The sequence below is a fragment of the Lamprobacter modestohalophilus genome, assembly GCF_016583905.1.
In the GTDB taxonomy this organism is placed as follows: Bacteria; Pseudomonadota; Gammaproteobacteria; order Chromatiales; family Chromatiaceae; genus Lamprobacter; species Lamprobacter modestohalophilus.
On the sequence record NZ_NRRY01000144.1, the window covers coordinates 1 to 1,747 of the forward strand.

Annotated in this window: 2 protein-coding genes; both read right to left on the minus strand. The window is 59.5% G+C overall.

Annotated elements, in window-relative coordinates:
* Positions 1 to 119 precede the first annotated feature (119 nt).
* Entirely contained in the window at positions 120 to 689 is a 570-nt protein-coding gene (locus CKO42_RS26395) for a lipopolysaccharide biosynthesis protein (RefSeq protein WP_200252477.1), read from the minus strand.
* A gap of 327 nt (positions 690 to 1,016) precedes the next feature.
* On the minus strand, positions 1,017 to 1,747 hold a 731-nt coding region (locus CKO42_RS26400), incomplete at its 5' end, for a nucleotide sugar dehydrogenase (protein ID WP_200252495.1).

A 1,747-nucleotide genomic window follows, 5' to 3' on the forward strand; every position in this document is an offset into this window, starting at 1 on the left:
TCGAGCAGGTGCTTGAGCGCATGCCCTGGCCGGCCCGACCGGCGCGACGACGACCGCGACCAGCGAAGCGGCCTTACCTCACGCTTGTGGCGGCTTAGCAACAGTGGACCAAGGGATGATCAAGGCCGCGCTACGACCTGACCAACTAGCAACCCTATTGGCTTGAGAGCAAGTAGGCCGAGGCCGATCTTCAAGAGTGAACCGCTAAGGGACTGTAGCACTTCAGTCTTAGCGATCGTGATATATGCTTTTCTCCTGGTGGCCCAAGTTGACAACAGTTCGTAAACGCCCGCAGCAGTGACCCCCAGCGCGATTAGCCACCAGTAAGGGACCAACACTTCCATCGACAGTAGCCCCATGAGCAGGGGCGCGAGAAGCCATAGTCCGACGGTGACGATTAAGGCCATAATTCCCATGATCGACGCTGACAGCGCCATGAGGTTCATGGCCATACCGTCACGACGTGGAAGAGGGAGAGCCACTACGTAGCGCAGCGTCAGCACCGGCGATATCATTGATACCAAAACAGTGAAGCTCGCAAGCGCCCCGAAGTCTTCGGGGCTATATATGCGCGTTAGAATTGGAATTGACGCGACCCCGATCAGGCGCGCTGCACCTGATCCCATTGCGAGCGTCATCATGCCGCGAAATACAGGACTTATTTGGCCGCTGAAATAGCGTGGGATCATGGTTTTGGTTGTCGGAGGCAGTGCAGTGCCCTTTATTCACAGAGCGTCATGTCTAACGCGTGCGGGAACAAATTTATTGTGCCGCGATATACAACTTACGTCCTTGCTATGCTGTTCGACGCGGATGACCCCTCTGTATCAGAAGGTAACACCAACGCCTTCCTTCGTCGAACGGCCATGGTCGCTCGCATCATCAGCTAGGCTTCCGCAAATGCGTTTGGGCTCGGGATTTTTAGAGCCGCAGTAACGAGGATATCAGCCCAGGAGACGTTGAATTTTGCGGTCACAATCGACTCGGGTCTGGCATCGGGCCTCCATGTTTTCTAGTCAGAGCCGCCCGTCCACATCGGTGACCGGCAGGACTGATTTGACGTCATAGAGGATCGAGGCGCCAGGTACGCCAAGCGCGCGGATGGCCGCTGCGCCGAGTTCGATGAACTCACGATGCGCCACGGCGAGGATGATGGCGCCATAGGTGCCGGCGTTGGGCAGCTCGGGCAGGCAGTCGATGCCGAGTTCCTGTTTGGCTTCGCTGCGGTCGACCCAGGGGTCGTAGCCGTCGACGCTGAGGTTGTAGTCTTTGAGCGCGCCGATGATGTCGATGACGCGGGTGTTGCGCAGATCCGGGCAGTTTTCCTTGAAGGTCAGCCCCAGGACCAGGACGCGGCTGTGGCTGAGGTCGATGCCCTGTTTAAGCATCAGCTTGACCACGCGCTCGGCGACATGGGCGCCCATGCGGTCGTTGATGCGCCGCCCGGCGAGGATGACCTCGGGGTGGTAGCCGATGGTGACCGCCTTGTGGGTGAGGTAGTAGGGATCGACGCCGATGCAGTGGCCGCCGACCAGGCCGGGGCGAAACGGGAGGAAGTTCCATTTGCTGCCGGCGGCTTCCAAAACCTCAAGGGTGTCGATGCCGAGCTTGTCGAACAGTAGGGCCAGCTCGTTCATGAGCGCGATGTTGAGGTCGCGCTGGGTGTTCTCGATGACCTTGGCGGCCTCGGCGACGCGGATGCTGCTGGCCGGGTGGGTGCCGGCGGTGATGATCTGGCGGTAGAGGG

Excerpts from the sequence above, each read along its gene's own strand:
- CKO42_RS26395 (WP_200252477.1), bottom strand. The coding sequence starts at position 689 with ATGATCCCACGCTATTTCAGCGGCCAAATAAGTCCTGTATTTCGCGGC.